Source organism: Singulisphaera rosea, assembly GCF_054877945.1.
Window position 1 is genome coordinate 92532 of sequence record NZ_JBTYIP020000018.1, and the last position, 17456, is coordinate 109987.

A 17456-nucleotide genomic window follows, 5' to 3' on the forward strand; every position below is an offset into this window, starting at 1 on the left:
TTTCCCACCCTCTTTCCACCGGCATTCCATTCGCTCGTTAGGGCCCGGTCGGCCGGCGATGTGTTCGAGCCGTTCGACGGAGCCCCCCTCGTTTTCCCACCCGACCTGGGAATCCAATCCTAAGCTCACTTCGTCGGCTCGAGTCCGCGGTGAAAACGTCTTTCCTCCCGGGAGCGTACGAGAACTCGTACCGTTCGTCATGACCACGCAGGTACGGGCCGGGGAGCGCGAGGCGTCGCCCTCATTCTGGGAAGCGCGAGGCCGGCTCCTCTCCATCGACGTGATGCGGGGCCTGGCGGCACTCGGTGTCTTGCTCGTCCACATCCCGCACCAGGGTGAGCCCGGCGTGGCGAACCTTCGGTTTTGGCTCCTACTCCCCTTGGAATACGGCCGGCTGGGCGTCCCGATTTTCGTCGTGCTCTCGGGATTCTGCATCCACCTCGGGGTCGCGAAGAAGATCGCCCGAGGCGACCGGGGCGGGGCGAATTGGCGATCGTTCTGGTGGCGTCGGTTCCACCGACTCTATCCCCCCTACCTCGCGGCCATCATCGTCGGGATGCTGGCGTACCGATGGTCAAGCACGTCGGTGATCGGCTCGTTCCAGAGGATCTCGTCGCTCCCCGAGGATCTCGCCGTCCACCTCGCGATGGTCGCCAATCTGTTCACGAACTTCTGGTCGGGGGTCGGGAACTTCCCGCTCTGGACCCTCTCGATGGAAGAACAGCTTTATGCGCTCTATGCCCTCTATCTCGTGATCCGGATGAGGACGACCGCGGGGTTGGCGCTCTCGGTCGCGTTCGTGGTCTCGGTCGTCTGGACGATCGCGGCCGTCGACTGGCTCCCCGAATCGTTGGGGAGCGGGACCTGGAGCGTCGGCGAGTGGCCCAAGTGGCCGTTCGCGTTCTGGTTCAACTGGGTGCTCGGCGCCGTGGCCGCTGAAGCCTTCGCGGGTGCCTGGCGATTGCCGCGTTGGGGGGCGAGCGGACGGGTCGCCATCACCTTGTTCGCGATCGGACTGGCAACCAGCGGCGAGATCCTCGGGAGGCTCTCCGGGAGCCACTGGCTGGCGACGAAAACCCCTTGGGCCCCTTTCCCCATGGTCCTGGAATGGACCACGCTGCTGATCTCACCCGTCGCGATCGCCCTGGCCGTCTTCGTGGCGCTGAACTATGGGATCCGGGTCGAATCGTCGGGCTCGCTGCGAGGCAAGCCGATCCTCCACGCCCTGGGCACGGTCGGGTTGTTCTCTTACTCGCTCTACCTGACGCATCTCCCGATTTTGAATCTGCTGTCGACCGCCCTTCCCCTCGACGACAATTCGGCCTCCGTCGCCTTGCGATACCTCATCTTCACGCCGGTCTGCCTCGGATTTGCCTACCTCTTCTACCGAGCGATCGAGGTTCGCTGCTTGAACGCCTCGGCAGTCCGAGGTGCTGCGCCCAAGTCGTCGCTCAACTCGTGACCGAGCGTGACGACCGTGGCGCAGAGAGGACGGACAAGCCGAAATACCGAGACCGCCCAAACCCCCGAGGCTCCGGCTCGAGGCACCATGATTTTGAGCTTCTTACAAACGGCGCCGATTCCAGGTAATCGCCCGGCCCGGCCCGCCGTCTTTAATGATTTTTCGGCTTGCGATGATTCTGGGAACGGGATAGAAGAACCGCAGATCGGGACTGATGCGGGATGAGACGACCCGGGGCTTCCGAAAAGCTCGGCGGCTCGGACGAAAATCGGGGCTGAGAAATGGGTTACTGGCGAGTCACAATCCCCGTCGAATCCCGAGAATTAGGCCTTGCCGCGACGGCCGAGCGCTGGGCGCCGTTCCAATGATCGTCCGTCCCCATGCCGGGGGCGTGGAAGTCCTCGCCCCGGCGAAGTTGAACCTGTTCCTCGAGATCCTGGGCCGCAGGCCCGACGGCTACCATGAGGTTGAGACGCTTATGGTGGCGGTTGACCTGCACGACACGTTGACCTTCGCCGACGATCCTTCGGGGACGATCACGCTTCAATGCGACGATCCGACCATGCCGACCGGCCGAGACAACCTGGTTGTCAAGGCGGCCGAGCGGTTGAAGGAGAGTTCGGGCTGCGATCGTGGCGCGACCATCGAACTGCGGAAAGCCATCCCGGCGCAAGCGGGGCTGGCGGGCGGCTCGAGCGACGCGGCGGCGACACTGTTAGCCCTGGATCGACTCTGGAACTTGCGGACCCCGCCCGAGCGGTTGGACACCTTGGCCGGGGAGATCGGCAGCGACGTGGCCTTCTTTCGACAGGCCCCGGCCGCTGTCTGCCGAGGCCGAGGTGAACGCGTGGAGCCCGTGCCCCTGGCGGGTCCCTTAAACTTCGTCCTGGTCTGTCCGCCCGTCGGACTGAGCACGGCGGAAGTGTATCGACACCTGACCCCTCCCGAACGGCCTCGGCCGATCGGGCCGGTCGTGGAGGCGCTGGTCCATGGAAGACCGGATGCCCTGGGGCGGGGCCTGTTCAACCGGCTCCAGCCCACCGCCGAGACGCTCGCCCCCGCGTTGTCGCGGGTCCGCGACGCCCTGGCAGACCTCGGCCCGTCGCTTGACGGGCACCTGATGAGCGGCAGCGGTTCGGCCTACTTCGGGCTTGGCCGCGACCTGGGCGCGGCGCAGGCCGCCGCCCGCCACCTCGAAACGCTCGGACTAGGACGAGTCCGGGTCGTGTCCTGCGGCACCTGAGCAGCAGAGAACGCCTCGTAAAGGAGTACCGGCTGTGGAGATCACCGAAGTCCGCATCAAGCTCATGGAAGACAACTCGGGCAGCAACGAACGGTTGCAAGCCTTTTGTTCCATCACCTTCGATGACATGTTCGTCATCCGCGACTTGAAGATCATCGAGGGTGCCAAGGGCTTCTTCGTCGCCATGCCTTCACGCAAGCTCACCGACCGCTGCCACCATTGCGGCACCAAGAACCACCTTCGGAGCCGGTTCTGCAACCAGTGCGGCAGCCGCCTGGACGAGAACCGCGCGATCCGCGACGCCGACGGCCGCGCCAAGCTGCACGCCGACATCGCGCATCCGATCAACTCGATGTGCCGCGAGAAGATCCAAGGCGCCGTCCTCGCCTCGTACGCCGACGAGTTGGAACGCTCCAAACTGCCCGGCTACGTCTCCCGCTACGACGATCTCGACGCCGAATACGACGTTCCGGTCGAGGCCGGTGCCACCAACGCCATGCCCACGCAAGCGGGAGAACCGCCCCTGCGACGAGGGCCGCTCCGCGGGCACACGCAGCACACTCGGGGCAATCAGTCGGTGCTCCGCGGGCCCCACATCCCGCCCCGCAAGGAAGTCCCCTCCGAAGGCATGGTCACCGACCGCGAATCGTCCCAGGGGTTCGGCAGCGGGCTCTAAGCCCATCCGCCCCCTCGGCACCAAGCCCCGCGTCCGAGGGCTCTCGTCGACGCCCCGAATTCGACCGGCCACGGCGCCCCTCGGCGCCGTGGCTTTTCTTTCGTGATGGCGGGAGGCCCCCGATGGCGGTAGGATCATGCGTCATGGAAAAGCCGGCCCGGCGCGAACGCGACGTCCCCGTCCCGGACCTCCGCCAGGGGCGTCCTCGGGGGAAACTCGGCCGGCGCATCTGGCGTTGGATTCGCATCCCTGTCTTCGTTTATCTCGGCCTGCTTGCCATGCTCTTCTCCCTCCAGACCGACCTGATCTTCCCGGGCGCCAAGCGACAAGGGCAGCCCGATACGGTCGTGCGTCCCCGAGCCGACGAACAACTCGTCACCATTTCCACCCCACGGGGCGAGAAGGTCGTCGCCCTCTTCGGACCGGCTCTCACGCCCCAAGGTGCTCCCCTGCCGGAGGCGAAGTCCCGCCCGACCTTGCTCTACTTCTACGGAAACGCGATGTGCGTCGCCGATGCCGTCGACCAGCTCGAGCACTTCCGAAGGCTCGGCGTCAACGTCATGATCCCCGACTACCTCGGTTTCGGCATGAGCGGCGGGAAGGCGTCAGAGTCGAGTTGCCAGACGACGGCCGACGTGGCCCTGGATCACCTCCGGACCCGCAAGGACGTCGACCCGAAGCAGATCGTCGCCGCCGGCTGGTCGCTCGGCGGGGCAGTGGCAATCGACCTGGCCTCGCGCGAGAAGATCGCGGGGCTGATCGCGTTCAGCACGTTCACCAGCATGGGCGACATGGCGAGGGCCAACTTTCCCTTCCTGCCCGCCTCGCTCTTGCTCCGCCACCGCTTCGATAACCTGTCGAAGATCCCGAACATCCACTGCCCGATGTTGATCGGGCACGGCCGTCGCGACGAACTGATCCCTTACGCCATGTTCGAGCGACTCACGTCCGCCGCCAAGGCCCCGACGATGAGATTCACCGTCGAGGGCGCCGGGCACAACGACTTTTTCGCGGTCGGCGGCGAGAAAGTCCTCCGCGCCATCCGGTCTTTCCTCGACCAGATCGACCCGGATGTGTAAGGCTCAAGCTTGCGTCGGCCTGGACGTTTCGACCTGCGCCGTCACCCACCATGATCGTCGTCCGACAGGGGTGCTCGGAGCGGCCGAGCATACATCGAGGGCAACGATCGCGCATAGCGGGCCCTCTCGAACGTCCTCGAAAAGACGTCCCCGAGATCGAATGAGATCTCGGGATCGGGAGGCTTCAATGGGATCGGGAAGGTCGGGAGCGACTGCCGGATTGTCCACGCATAGCCATCGGCATACGAGCTCTCTCCGGCCCTGGAGATGAAGGCTTAAAAAAACGCCCCGGCGGACTGGCCACGGTCCTCATCCTCCTGGGAAACCGTGTCGAGTGTCCTCACATTTCCAGCAAAACCGAACAATCGTCACGCTCGCAAAGCATCGACCGCACTCTGGAAGAACCCGAAACCGTCGCACCGTGCGTCCGAAGGGCGACGCGTCCAGCGCGGGTGGTGTTGCGGGATGACGAACCGTTCGGGGTGGGGCATGAGGCCGAAGATCCGGCCGGTGGGATCGCAGAGCCCCGCGACCGCGGAGGGAGATCCGTTGGGGTTCGCGGGATACTCTTGGGTGGGCCGGCCCTGGTCGTCGGCGTAACGGAGCACGACCTGCCCCGCGGCGGAGAGGACTTCGAGCGCCGAGGTGTCAGCGAGGAGGAACTTCCCTTCGCCGTGGGCCACAGGGAGCTCGATCGGCTCGGAGCCCGTGACGAACGGGGAGAGCCCGGGCGTGGGGAGCAGTCGGACCCAGCGCGACTCGAAGTGGCCGGAGTCGTTATGGGTCAGAGTTGCGGTCGTCGGAGACCTCCCTCCCGGAAGCAGTCCGGCTTTGACGAGGACCTGGAATCCGTTGCAGATGCCCAGGATCAGCCCACCTCGCTCGTGGAAACGGCGCAGGGCCTCGTCGAGCACGGTCCCCAACCGAGTGGCGAGGATTCGGCCCGCGCCGAGGTCGTCGCCGTAGGAGAAGCCGCCGGGCAGGGTCAGGATCTGGAACCGGTCGAGTGCCGCCGGCTCCTCGAGGAGTCGGGAGACGTGCAAGGACTCGACGTCGGCCCCGGCGGCCTGCCAGGCGGCCGAGGTCTCCTCGTCGCAATTCGTTCCGGGAGCACGCAGGACGATCGCGCGGGGACGTACCATGGTCAATAATTGCCCTCGTTCGGCACATAGGAGGCGGCGGGGTAATCCACCTCGGCGCGGTAGGCGAGATTGCGACGGATCAGGTCGGCCTCATACACCTGGACGACGAAGTCGGCGGCGATCTTGAGCCGGGACGACGCCCCCTTCGCGGGGAAATCGGCCGGGGCTCCGCGACGGAACTCGGTCACGCCCACGTGCTTCGAGCGCCCCTTGACGTAGTTGATACCCGGGATCCCGTCGGCGTCGCCCGAGATCAAGAGAGCGATGTCGTAGGTATCCTGGAGCGCCACCATGTCGACCGCGAGGCTCGTGTCGAGCCCCTTCTCGTTCAAGGTATGGTGGAGCAGGTCGACCTTCCAGTGCCCTTCCTGGCGGATCTCGACGAAGTCGGTCGCCGCCTGGACGCCGTGGTAGAATCGCTTCTTGCGCTCGAGGGCCCGCCGCTTCCCCTCGTACCAGTCGCGAGTCTCGTTGAAGCAGAGGTTCCACGCCTCTTCGATCTTACGATCCATCGGCAGGTCCGACATCCGCCGGCTGACGTCCTCGAGGTAGCTGTCCCGGAGCCGAGGGTTGAGCTCGAACCGGCTACGAAGGCGGGACTCGGCCTTCGGGTCGTTCAGGTCCCATTCATCCATCTTCCCGACGACATACCAATAAATTCGCGAATGCTGCGCGGTCGGCCAGGACGACCCTTCGGCGAATGTACGGCCCCAATACTGGACGCTCTGTTCGAAGACGTGGCGATAGAACGAGCCGTAGTCGTCGACGCGGAGGTTGAGGTGCTTGAGGACCCCGTCGAGGTTCGAACCATCGACAAATGTAATAAATCTTAGCATGACGAATCCTTTTTTGTCGAAAACTCCCATTGCGGGCATCTCCGCGGGATCGACCCCTCTCACCAGCGGAGCGGGCTTTGCCAGGCGTCTTTCAGGTCGGCGATGGAGGCCTCGATGACGGGCGAGCCGTCGAGGCCGAGGACGGTAAGCCGAGGGGCTACGTCCCGACCGGGGGGTCCGACGACCTCCCCAACTCGTGCACAGGGAACACCTCGGCCGACGGCTTCTTCGACGAGGGCGTCGGCCATCTCGGGCCGGACTTCGAGCAGGAACCGCGTCGGCGATTCGGAGAACAACAGGGCGGCGACGTTCGAGGCGTCATCGTCGCGAGGCATGCCGCCGAGCGAAGCGAGGACTCCAAGGCCGCCGGCAAGGGCCATCTCCGCGAGGGCGGCCGCCAGGCCCCCTTCGCTCAGGTCGTGGCAGCCCCGGATCAGTTCCCGATTGATCAGCTCGTGAATCCAGCGAAACACGAGGATCGCCGAGGACGGCTCGACCGTCGGGACCCGCCCTCCGTCCTGCCCTCGGGCGAGGAGCCAGTGCGACCCGCCAAGCTCGAGCCGGGTCCGGCCGACGATGAGTAGGATGTTGCCGGGTTCTTTCAAGTCCATCGTCACGCAGCGCCGGACGTCCGGGACCTGGCCGATGGCGCTGATGAGCAGCGTGGGAGGGATGGCTCGGCTCTGGCCCTCGTGGGTGTATTCGTTATAGAGGCTGTCTTTCCCGGAGATGAAGGGCATCCGGTAGGCGAGGGCGATGTCGTGGCACCCCTGCGCGGCCCGGACGAGAGAGCCGAGGGTCTCGGGGCGTTCGGTGTTACCCCAGCAGAAGTTGTCCAGCAACGCGATACGGTCGGGGTCCGCCCCCACGGCCACGCAGTTGCGCACCGCCTCGTCGATGACGCAACCGGCCATCGCGTACGGGTCGAGGCGCCCGTATCTCGGGTTGATCCCGCAGGCGACCGCGAGCCCTCGCGTCGAGCCGCGCACCGGGAGCACGACCGAGGCGTCGCCGGGCCCGTCGTCTTTCTCGCCTACTAGCGGCTTGACGACCGTGCGGGCCTGGACCTCGTGGTCGTACTGGCGGACGATCCATTCCTTGCTGCAAACGTCCCACGTCCCGAGGACCGCGAGCAGGTCCTTCGTGAGATCACCGTGGGGAGGCAAGACGACGTCGCGGGTCGGGGGAGGAGTGAAGGTTGCCTCGCGGACGACGGCGGGTCGGCCGTCGTGGAGGAACTCCATCGAGAGGTCGGCGACCGTCTCCCCCTGATAGCGGAGCGTGAGCCGACCGGTGTCGACGAACTCGCCGAGGTCGGTCGCCTCGACGGACTCTCGGCCGCAGAGCTCCTGGAGTTCCGCAAGGTTCTCGGGAGGCACGGCGAGGACCATGCGCTCCTGGGCTTCGGAGATCCAGATCTCGGTATACGACAGCCCTTCATACTTGAGCGGGGCGCGGTCGAGGTCGACGAGGGCTCCGAGGTGTTCGCCCATCTCGCCGACGGCCGAGCTGAAGCCCCCGGCGCCGCAGTCGGTGATCGAGCGGAAGAGGCGACGGTCCCTCGCCTGGAGTACGACGTCGAGCACCATCTTCTCGGTGATCGCGTTGCCGATCTGCACCGCACCGCCGGAGAGGCTCTCGCTCTCGCCCGTGAGCTCGGCCGAGCTGAAAGTGGCCCCGTGGATCCCGTCGCGACCGGTCCGGCCGCCGATGGCGACGATCCGGTCGCCGGCCTCGACGGTCTTCGTCGAGAGCCCTCGAGGGATTACCCCGACGGTGCCGCAGAACACCAGCGGGTTCGCGAGGTAATCCGGGTCGACGACCAGGGCCCCGTTCACGGTCGGGATGCCCATCCGGTTGCCGTAGTCGCGGACCCCGGCGACGACCCCCTTGAGCACGCGTTTCGGGTGCAAGACACCCGTCGGGAGCGTGTCGGGATCGACGTCGGGCGGGGCGACGCAGAAGACGTCGGTGTTGCAAATCGGCTTGGCGCCGAGGCCCGTCCCCATCGGGTCGCGGATCACGCCGCCGAGCCCCGTGTTGGCCCCGCCGTAAGGGTCGATGGCCGACGGGTGGTTGTGCGTCTCGACCTTGAAGCAGACGTCGAAATCGTCGTCGAACCGGACCACCCCCGCGTTGTCGGCGAAGACGCTGACCAGCCAGTCGAGGTCGAGCTTGCGGGTCGCGCCGAAGATCGTTTCTTTCAAGAGATTCGAGATCACCGCACCTTCGAATTTGATCAACCCTCGCAGGGTCTTGTGCGAGCAGTGCTCGCTCCAGGTCTGCGCCAGGGTCTCGAGCTCGCAATCGCTCGGGTCTCGGCCGAGGTCGGCGAAGTGGCCGCGAATCTGCTGCATCTCGGCGAGGCTCAGGTAGAGTTGCCCCGCCTTGCTGAGCTGGACGAGTTCTGCGTCGTCCATCCCTCGGATCGGCACATCGACGCGGCGGAAGTGATAGGCCTGGCCTTGGCCGAGCTTTTCGAACGGGAGGTTGCCGACGATGGCCTGCTCGACCGCGTCGTTGGCGAGGACGCGGCTGATGAGCCGGGAGAGGCCGTCGTTGGGGCCGTCGAGCCGATACGTGCGGATCGTCCGGACGTTCTCGACGCCGAAGCCGAGGTCGACGAGGAGGGCCAGGGCACTCTCGGCCTCGGGGTCGGTGACGCCGGGCTTGGGCAGGACGTGGACGACGGTCCCCCCAACGCCCGACGGCTCCTGACACGGACGGATCGTATAGGTCTCGACGACCGGATCGACGAGGATCGCCTCGGCCGCGCGTCCGAGGTCATCGCGTCCGAGGGTGCCCTCGACGAGGAACCCCCGGCTCGAGGCGATCTCCCAGGGGCCGTGCAGGCCGAGTTCGGCCGCCTCGTTCGCGATTCGACGTCCTTCGTTGTCGGCCCGGCCGGCGGCAGGGTCGATCTGCAAATGCCATAACATAGTGTGCAAACACTCGCCTTACAGAGGATGTCGATATCAATCCAAGTCAATGCGTATTCGGGATGGTCCCACGCACGACGACGGGCCCACGGCGGGGCGACCCGGTCGGGCGGGGCCCACGTTGCAGCTCGTCGACTCGGGGACGATCGAAGATTGCGGGCGGGAGACGGTCCTCACTCGAGCTCTCGCGTTCGATTTTGTCGCCAATCACTACATTTGAATAAGTAAATCCAATGGCGCCCGGCCAATCATGCGTCGGCGTTCCCGGCCCGATTCGCCGCGTCGAACCGGGATCGACGGGCCTTGCCGGCGTCCCACCACTCGCGGATCGCCCGGTCATCGTCGGCCGAGAGGGCGACTTTCAGCTCGGAGAGTCGTTCCTGGAAACGATCGATGGCCTCGAGCACGGAAGTGCGGTTCGCTCGAAAAATCCCCGACCAGAGCCCGGCGTCGGACCCGGCGACCCGGGTCCCGTCGCGGTAGGCTCCGGCCGCCATGGGGAGCGCCTCGACGGGGACCGTCCCGGCCAGCGCCGCGGCGACCGCATGGGGCAAGTGGCTCGTGAGCGCGAGGGCGTGGTCGTGGGCGACCGGGTCCGTCTCGATGATCCGACTCCCCAGGCTCCCCCAGAACTCCCGGGCCCGTTCCAAACGGTCGGCGGGTGTGCGAGGCGTGGGCGTCAGGACGCAGGCCCGACCTTCGAACAGGCGAGGGTCACCATGCTCGACCCCTTTTCGCTCGGAACCGGCGATCGGGTGGCCACCGACGAACTTCATGCGCGCCCGTTCATGACGCTCGATGTCTTCGACGATCGCTCGTTTCGTGCTCCCGGCGTCGGTGATCAAAGCATCCGGTCGACCGGAGTCCGCAGCCAGGCAAACGTCGTCCACCACCCGCGTGACGGGCGTACAGACGACGACCACATCCGCCTCGGCGACCCCTCGCCCGAGGTCGGTCGTGCTCGAATCGATCGCGCCTCGACGCACGGCCTCGGCGAGCCTCGCCTGATCGCGACCGATCCCGACGACTCGACCCGCGAGCCCTCGAGTCCGGAGCGCCAGCCCGATCGAACCACCGATCAAGCCCACTCCGACGATCGCGACGGTGTCGAAACGCTCCAAAGTTGTTGACCCCTTTCTCTGCGGTAGGACCGGACCAATAATCTTAATAAGAATTTTAACAGAGTCCAATGGTCTCGCCGAGAAAGCATCGAAGTTCACGTTCGAGACGCCAGGCGAAAGGCCTTGTAGCCTTCACGCCGCAGCCGAAAGGGATGGCTCATCCCCAGAACTCGCGAGAGGACGACCCCAACGGATTGATCGATCCGCGAGATCGCTGGCTCATGGCAAGAGGGTCACGACTCTGCCTCTACCAGTTCGCGAAGCCGGGCGATCCGATTCGTAAGCTCGACACCGATCGAAGGGTAGAGCCCCGAGCCCTCGGCCCGCCCCAGATCGGCGGCGGCCTCGCGATTTCGTCCCTTCAAGAGCCGGACCTCGGCGCGATTGGCGAGCGCGTAGACGTTCTCAGGCTCCGACTCCAGGGCCTTATCGAACCGCTCCTCGGCCACCTCGAGGGCCCCTCGGAGTTGCGAACAGACCCCCTGGATCAACGCCGCCTCGACATCGGCATCGGGCCAGAGGGTCGCGAGCAGCTCCGCGAGTCGGTTCGCATCGGCATATCTCCCCGAAGCGATGAAACTCCTGGCCTCCCAGACAAGATCCTCTCGGTCCGACGATCCGAGGCCAAGAAGTTCTGCAACGGCACCTCGGCGTTCCAACCAACGGACCAGTCGGCGCGGGCGCAATCGTCGGCGGCCGAACATTCAATTACTCCCGTCGAGGAAGGGGCGGAGGGCCTCCGACATCGCCGCGGCCGATTTCCAGCGGTCCCGAGAATTTTTCTCGAGGGCCTTTCGAATCACGCGGTCGAGCCCCTCGGGGGCGTCCGGGCGATGAGCACGGAGCGGGACCGCCGGGTTCTCGAGGATGATCCGGTAGGCATCGCTCCGCCTCGGGTCGAAGTCGAAGTAGGGGTATCGCAAGGTCAGGAGATAATACAGGGTCGCCCCGGCGCTGTAGATGTCCGCCGCTTCCTTGATGTCGCGGAAGTCGCGGATGTGGTCGGGAGAGAGGAAGCCGACCGAGCCCCCGATGTCCCCCTGGTGGGTCAGGCCGACGAACCCTTCGTTCTCGCGAAAGCTCTTGGCCAGGCCGAAGTCCGAAAGCTTGACCTGGGGGCGTTGGGGAGGCCCCATCACGAGGATATTCGAGGGTTTGATGTCACGGTGGACGTAACCCCGGGAGTGTGCGTAATCGAGCGCGGAGAGGAGCAGCCGGCCGATCCTCGCCGCCGAGGTGACCGTGAGTGGCCCGGGGAGGCCGCCAATCCACTGCAAGGCGTTCCGTCCCGCGACGTACTCCATGATGAGCTGGAACTGGCCGTCGATCTCGAAGATGTCGTAAAAGGCGACGACGTTGGGATGGCACTGGCCGGTCGGCATGAGGAGGTCCTTGAGGACCAGCATCTCGCGCCGAAAGTAATCCTTCGCCCGCTCGGCCGCGGCCCCGGTCGGGGTCATCATCTTGATCGCGACCGGCCTGTTGACGGACAGTTGTCGGGCGAGGAAAACCTCACCCATCCCCCCCGCCCCGATCCGCCGTTCGATCAAATAGTCGGGATGCGTCGGGGGGAATCGGCGGCGGATCTCGGCGCAATCGTCGCAGAGCCAACCCGCCGCGATCTCCTCCCTGGAGGTGCCGCCGGCCTGTTTCCTCGCCGTCCGACCGCACCCGAGGCAGACGAGAGGCTTGATCCCGTCGATGTCGGTCCGTTCGACGTCCACGACGAACGAACTCTCGCCCGCGAAAATGACGTCGCCGTCGCGAAGCGGGGCCGACTCGACGCGGAGGCCGTTCACCTTGGTCCCGTTCGTGCTGCCCAGGTCTTGCAGGATGCAGTGGGGTGGGCTCAGATCGATCCGGAAATGCTCGCGGGAAAGGAGCCGATCCTCTTGCATCGCAAAACCGGCGTTCGACGATCGGCCGACCACGCCCGTACCCCGGCCGTTGAGGGCAAACTCCCGGCCCAAGCACGGACCCGATGTGATCCGCAGGACGACCTCCATCCGGCGCTCCGAATGCGTGGCGAACGACTGACCTCTGATTTATTCTACACGCGGCGGAACCCGTTCGGAACTACTGGTCTCTTAAGGAATCCAAGATTCGACGCCGGGCCCCGCACGACCCGCAACACAAGGAACGAGGACCGATGACCGGCCGAGCATGGTCTCATTTGAGGAGCTTCGGGAGGTGGACCTTCGCCGTCCTGTTCATCCTCGGTGGCGTCGCGCATTTCGTGTCACCCCATCTCTACATGCGCATCATGCCATCATATTTACCTTGGCATCGTGAGCTTGTGTTGTTGAGCGGCGTCTTCGAAATCCTGCTCGGGATCCTCCTCCTCGTGCCGCAGACCTCACGCCCGGCCGCCTGGGGCCTCGTCGCGCTCTTGATCGCCGTCTTCCCGGCCAATCTTTTCATGTATCAACATGCGGAGCAATTCTCTGTCCCGAAGTCTCTCCTGCTCGCACGACTACCATTGCAGGCCGTGCTCATCGCCTGGGCATGGGCCTACACGAGACCTCGGAGTCAGGGCCGACCTGCCGACACCCCCGGAATCGGCCGCGAACGAAACACCGACGAGCAAGTCTAGCTCCGCTCGAGTGGAGTCGCTTGCATCCCGGCTCCCGTAAGCGGTAGACGTCCTCGACACCTTCCGGTTTTACTGTACAAGCGTCGAGAAAATGCCGATCCTTACCGTGCTGAGGGTTGGAAACGAGATCTGTCCGTGTGGACAGGTTCACCATCCCGAAAGAGTTACAGGGAGGACGTCATGTCGAACGCGATTCCGGAAGGGTTCCACTCGGTCACGCCCCACCTGATCGTCAAGGGGGCCGCGGAAGCGATCGAGTTCTACAAGCGAGCCTTTGGGGCCGAGGAGATCTGCCGAATCCCGGGGCCCGACGGCTCGAAGCTCATCCACGCCGCGATCCAGGTCGGCACCTCGAGGGTCTTCCTCGTGGACGACTTCCCCGAATTCGGCTCGAATGCCCCGCAGAACGGAACGCCGGTGACCTTGCACCTCTATGTTGAAGACGCCGACGCCGCGTTCGAGCGGGCCATCGAGGCGGGCGCGACGGCCACGGCGCCGCCGGCCGACATGTTCTGGGGCGACCGTTACGGAAGGCTCGTGGATCCGTTCGGGCACCACTGGTCGATCGCCTCGCACCTCGAGGACGTCGCGCCCGAACAGTTGCAGGAACGGATGGCGGCCGCCTTCGCCGGGGCGCCCTGCGGCAGTTGAGCCCTGGCCCCAGACCTCTCGGTCGCTCAAAAGCCAGAAGAATCGATCCGAGACGGACGATGGAGATGAGATGACCTCCCACCATCGTCCGTCTCGTCGTTTCTGATGGGCCTGCATCAGGGATGACGGCCCCGATCGCTTACTTCACCAGTCTTTCCAGGGCATAGGCCTTGAGTCGGCGAAGGTCCATCTTGCCGGTGCCGAGAATCGGGATCGCCTCGACTTCGACGAAGTCCTCGGCCGAGGGGATCCAGAGTCGGGGCATCGAGCCTGAATTGAGACGTTTCACGACCTCATCCGGTGCGATCCCGAGGACCGGGGTGTGGATGACGCAGAGTCGCTCCCCGCGTTTGGGGTCGGGGATGGACGTGATCGCGATGACCTGATCGTCGGTCCCAGTCGCCTCCTGAATCGCCGACTCGACCGCCAGGTGGGGCACCATCTCCCCCGCGATCTTCGAGAACCGACTGAGCCGGTCGGTGACCTTGAGGAACCCGTCGGGATCGACATAGCCGAGGTCGCCGGTGTTGTACCAACCGTCCTTCAGGACCTTGGCGGTCGCCTCGGGACGGTTGAGGTAACCGACCATGACCTGCGGCCCGGAGATCAGGATTGTCCCCTCGACCCCACCGGGCAATTCCGCCCCGGTCTCGGGGTCCACGATCCTGATCGCCGTCCCCGGCACCGGGAGCCCGACGGTACCGATCCGGTTGCCCTTCACGGTCCGACCATCGGGGAGCACCTTGTCATACGGGAGGTTGACCGAGACGACGGGCGAGAGCTCGGTGCAACCGTAGCCTTCCTGCGGGTCGAAACCGAGCTTCTCGCGAATCTCGCCGGCCAGTTCGGGCTTGAGCTTCTCCGCCCCGAGGACCACGTGGACGAGCGAAGCGTACTGCTTCGGCTCGAACCGGTGGAGGTAGGCACGCATAAACGTCGGCGAAGCCGCGAGCAGGGTAACCTTATGCTTCTCGCAGAGGTTGCAAATGATCTTCGCATCGAGCGGATTGATGTGATACACCACCCGCTTCCCGAGGCAGAGCGGCGTCCAGATCGTGACCGTGAACCCGAAGGAGTGGAAAAACGGCAGGACTCCCAGGACCGACTCATCCGGGAGGAGTACCAGATGATGATTCAACTGGTGGACGTTGCTCAGGATATTGCGCTGAGAGAGGACTACCCCTTTGGGGTCGCCGGTCGAGCCCGAGGTGAAGATGATCGTGGCGGTGTCGTCGAGGTTCTCGTCCCGAAGGCCGGGGAGGAACGCCGCCATGGTCCCGATCGGGGCGAACTTCGCGACCGCCGCCGCCCATAGCTTGTCTGCCAGGCGGATCTGCCTGGCGATGTCTTCCAGGAAGACGAGCGTCCCCTTCGGCCTCACCTTGAACTTATCGAGCACCTTCGCCGAGGTCAGGACGTGGGTGATCTCGCATTGCGCGATCGACGAGTCGATCAGGTCTTGACCCGCCGTATAGTTGAGATTGACGGGGATCTTGCCCCAGAGCGTCAGTGCGAGATTCGCGACCGCGGCGGGGGCTGTCGGCGGGATCAACAACCCGACGTACTTCGCGGGGCCGAGCGTCCTCGAGAGGTAACGTCCCAGGACCAGGGCCCGGAGCAGAGTCTCGGAAAAGGATAAGCTCGCCCCTGTGCTATCGCTGACCGCGGGACGTGCCCCGTTCTCCCGGGCCGAGTGGACGAAGGCCCTCGCGAGCGATCGCCAATGTTCGGGCAAGGGGGGGAACGGATACAAGGGTTTTGCCTGCGCAGCCTTGGCAGGCCCGACGGCAGTTTCGGGGCTCATGCACGGTCTCTCGAATCGCGGCCTCGCGCCGGTGGGCCGTCTCGGCCGCCCTGAATCATCCATACGTGAGGAGGGAGCGAGTCGACACTGTACGCCACCCGCCCACGCCACACAAAGGATTCCTGCGCGAATTTTTCTTGGGTGTGCCACCAAAGGCAATCCGGCCCTCGCATCGAGCGGCGACCGCCCCGCTCACCTCGCCGCATCACCGAATCGGACGCCCCTCCAACGGCCATGCCATCGACCTGGTCGACATCATCTCGCCGGTTCCGAAGCACTGGCCACAACGCACGTCGCAGGCCTCGAAACGGGACCAAACGTGGCGATCAAACGGAAGATCACACCCTGATACCGCCAAGTGTTGGCTAGACTCTCGCTACCGCGGATCGGCATGCTAAAATAAGAGTGCCTTTTCGAGAAATCGTCAGCCGAGCTCCGTCCCCCAAATTCCTGGGGGAATTGGCCTTCTTGGCATGCCCCTTGCTTTACATCTACCCTTGGCGAGTGCCATCGAACCGGGCTCCGAGTCGCCTGGAGCCTTGAGACTTGACGCGACAGGTTGGTCGCATCAGGATTCACAGTTGTTTCGGAAGTGGGGTTGAGAATGAAAATCAAGGTGTTGATCAAGCGGTAGGGGTTCATCTCAACGGCGTCCGCCTGATCTCGGACCCCGGAGGCTCATCCGGTGCGGTACACAGGCCCGAGACTCATCGATCGGAGTGGGTGCGTCGGCCCTAGGCCTCGTCCTTCTCCGAAGGGGACCACGAGAAGCCCCATGCCCTCGCCAGACCGAATCGGATGCCGGACATGAGGATCCTGATCGCCGAGGACGACCCCACGGCCGCCAGGTTCCTGCGTCGGGCCCTCGAGAAGATTGGCCACGAAGTCACCGTGACTCTCGACGGGGCCGAGGCCTGGGATGCTTGGCTCGTCGCACGTCCCCAGGTCCTGATCTCCGACTGGATCATGCCTCGCCTCGACGGCCTGGAACTCTGCCGAACGATTCGCGAGGAATCCGACAACGCCTACACCTACATCCTCCTGCTTTCCTCGAAGGACAGCCGGGAGGATCGCCTCGAGGGGCTACGCGCCGGCGCCGACGACTTCCTGATCAAGCCCTTCGATCCCGATGAGCTCGCCGTCCGTCTGGGAATCGCCGCACGGATCCTGGCGGTCCATGAAGCCCTGGCGCGGCAGAACGAAAAGCTCATCGAGCTCGCGAGCCTCGATGATCTCACCGGCTTGAAGAATCGCCGCCGGTTCCGAGAAGACCTCGAACTGCACTTCGCCCTCGCGAGCCGACGGGGCCATCCCCTGTCCTTGATCCTGCTCGATGTCGACCACTTCAAGGGCTACAACGATACCTTCGGCCACCAGGCTGGGGACGTGGTCCTCCGCACCGTGGCCGACTTGCTCGCCGAATCCACGCGCAGGCCCGATGTGGTTGCCCGCTACGGCGGTGAGGAATTCGCCATCCTGCTGCCCTCCACCCTCGGTCCCGACGCCATGGGAGTCGCCGAGCGGGTCCGCGGACGTATCGAGCGACACCCCTGGCCACATCGGGCCGTCACCGTAAGCCTCGGCATCGCGACCGCCGACGCCGACCTGCCCACCAGCTCCGCGCTCGTCGAGTTGGCCGACCAGGCCCTCTACCAATCGAAGAGGTCCGGTCGAAACCGCGTGTCGCGCTCCGCATCTCTCGCCACTCCCCCGGCGGGTGATCTCCATCCCAACGAAGCCTGACGCATCGGGCTCGAGTTCGATAGGCATCCCGCTCGACGGATAGCCTCTCGTCGAGCGCGTCGCCGATCGATTGCGACCTGCTTTCCCCAACCGCAAAGATCAAGTTCCGCGCCACCGCGGTACGATGCACGGCGAAGCCGGGCGAAACCAATAAAATCAATACAATT

At 65.1% G+C, this 17456-nt stretch carries 15 protein-coding genes; 7 read left to right on the forward strand and 8 right to left on the reverse strand.

Going from position 1 to position 17456, the window contains the following annotated elements; all coding sequences use genetic code 11:
• Positions 1-199: 199 nt before the first annotated feature.
• The 4 genes from ACYOEI_RS26020 to ACYOEI_RS26035 all read left to right on the forward strand — a co-directional run bounded on the left by ACYOEI_RS26020 (position 200) and on the right by ACYOEI_RS26035 (position 4460).
• On the forward strand, positions 200-1462 hold the full coding sequence (locus tag ACYOEI_RS26020; protein WP_462852556.1) for an acyltransferase family protein: 1263 nt from the start codon (positions 200-202) through the stop codon (positions 1460-1462).
• Positions 1463-1826: 364 nt separating this feature from the next.
• Positions 1827-2705, forward strand: coding sequence for a 4-(cytidine 5'-diphospho)-2-C-methyl-D-erythritol kinase (gene ispE / locus ACYOEI_RS26025; RefSeq protein WP_462852557.1), 879 nt, complete (start codon positions 1827-1829; stop codon positions 2703-2705).
• A gap of 34 nt (positions 2706-2739) precedes the next feature.
• The gene (locus ACYOEI_RS26030; RefSeq protein WP_462852558.1) at positions 2740-3381 is read left to right on the forward strand and encodes a septation protein SpoVG family protein; all 642 of its coding nucleotides are present in this window, start codon (positions 2740-2742) and stop codon (positions 3379-3381) included.
• A gap of 122 nt (positions 3382-3503) precedes the next feature.
• Complete coding sequence (locus tag ACYOEI_RS26035) at positions 3504-4460, forward strand: alpha/beta hydrolase (RefSeq protein ID WP_462852559.1); 957 nt, start codon at positions 3504-3506, stop codon at positions 4458-4460.
• Positions 4461-4501: 41 nt separating this feature from the next.
• Here ACYOEI_RS26035 and ACYOEI_RS26040 read toward each other — a convergent pair whose 3' ends face one another.
• The 7 genes from ACYOEI_RS26040 to ACYOEI_RS26070 form a co-directional block, all read right to left on the reverse strand.
• On the reverse strand, positions 4502-4729 hold the full coding sequence (locus tag ACYOEI_RS26040) for a DUF4058 family protein (protein ID WP_462852647.1): 228 nt from the start codon (positions 4727-4729) through the stop codon (positions 4502-4504).
• Between the two features lie 99 nt (positions 4730-4828).
• Positions 4829-5602: a phosphoribosylformylglycinamidine synthase I gene (gene purQ, locus ACYOEI_RS26045; protein WP_462852648.1), complete on the reverse strand. Its 774-nt coding sequence runs from the start codon at positions 5600-5602 to the stop codon at positions 4829-4831.
• Between the two features lie 2 nt (positions 5603-5604).
• Positions 5605-6438: an NYN domain-containing protein gene (locus ACYOEI_RS26050; RefSeq protein WP_462852560.1), complete on the reverse strand. Its 834-nt coding sequence runs from the start codon at positions 6436-6438 to the stop codon at positions 5605-5607.
• 59 nt (positions 6439-6497) lie between these two features.
• A complete protein-coding gene (gene purL, locus ACYOEI_RS26055) occupies positions 6498-9377 on the reverse strand; it encodes a phosphoribosylformylglycinamidine synthase subunit PurL (RefSeq protein ID WP_462852561.1) in 2880 nt (959 codons plus the stop codon).
• A 248-nt stretch (positions 9378-9625) separates the two neighbouring features.
• The gene (locus tag ACYOEI_RS26060; protein WP_462852562.1) at positions 9626-10498 is read right to left on the reverse strand and encodes a prephenate dehydrogenase; all 873 of its coding nucleotides are present in this window, start codon (positions 10496-10498) and stop codon (positions 9626-9628) included.
• A 233-nt stretch (positions 10499-10731) separates the two neighbouring features.
• Positions 10732-11202, reverse strand: a complete 471-nt coding sequence (locus ACYOEI_RS26065) for a hypothetical protein (protein ID WP_462852563.1) — start codon at positions 11200-11202, stop codon at positions 10732-10734.
• On the reverse strand, positions 11203-12504 hold the full coding sequence (locus tag ACYOEI_RS26070) for a protein kinase domain-containing protein (protein ID WP_462852564.1): 1302 nt from the start codon (positions 12502-12504) through the stop codon (positions 11203-11205).
• A gap of 143 nt (positions 12505-12647) precedes the next feature.
• On the opposite strand from ACYOEI_RS26070, the gene ACYOEI_RS26075 reads away from it, so the two are divergent.
• Together ACYOEI_RS26075 and ACYOEI_RS26080 are read left to right on the forward strand one after the other, a co-directional pair.
• Entirely contained in the window at positions 12648-13091 is a 444-nt protein-coding gene (locus tag ACYOEI_RS26075) for a DoxX family protein (RefSeq protein WP_462852565.1), read from the forward strand.
• 180 nt (positions 13092-13271) lie between these two features.
• The gene (locus ACYOEI_RS26080) at positions 13272-13742 is read left to right on the forward strand and encodes a VOC family protein (protein WP_462852566.1); all 471 of its coding nucleotides are present in this window, start codon (positions 13272-13274) and stop codon (positions 13740-13742) included.
• A 139-nt stretch (positions 13743-13881) separates the two neighbouring features.
• On the opposite strand, the gene ACYOEI_RS26085 is transcribed toward ACYOEI_RS26080, so the two are convergent.
• On the reverse strand, positions 13882-15546 hold the full coding sequence (locus tag ACYOEI_RS26085; protein ID WP_462852567.1) for an AMP-binding protein: 1665 nt from the start codon (positions 15544-15546) through the stop codon (positions 13882-13884).
• Positions 15547-16353: 807 nt separating this feature from the next.
• On the opposite strand from ACYOEI_RS26085, the gene ACYOEI_RS26090 reads away from it, so the two are divergent.
• Positions 16354-17289: a diguanylate cyclase gene (locus ACYOEI_RS26090; RefSeq protein WP_462852568.1), complete on the forward strand. Its 936-nt coding sequence runs from the start codon at positions 16354-16356 to the stop codon at positions 17287-17289.
• Positions 17290-17456 lie beyond the last annotated feature (167 nt).